Source organism: Penaeicola halotolerans (assembly GCF_016464625.1).
Classification (GTDB): Bacteria; Bacteroidota; Bacteroidia; order Cytophagales; family Cyclobacteriaceae; genus Penaeicola; species Penaeicola halotolerans.
Map to the genome: position 1 here is coordinate 1 of NZ_JAEAGO010000158.1, position 248 is coordinate 248.

Here is a 248-nt window from a genome sequence, read left to right on the forward strand (position 1 = left end):
CTTCGAAAAATGACCATCAAGACATCCTAAAGGTACTAGAAGCTAATCTAGCCAAACTTAAAAAAAGTAAAGAAAGCATAGATAACAACCACGCGTCTGAGGAAATGCAAGCAAGAAAAAAACCGATTGAAAAGCCTAAAACAACTGCTACCAAAAGAGCCTCAAAGGATAATAATGACTTGTTCGAAAGCATTAAAAAGAAAGAAAAAAAGCAAATCACTGACTCCAAAAAGAAGATGCAAATAGAC

General features: G+C 34.7%; 1 pseudogene. It reads left to right on the top strand.

The annotated features are described in order from the left end of the window. Window positions 1-248, top strand: a pseudogene (locus tag I5349_RS13945) (hypothetical protein); the annotation flags it as partial.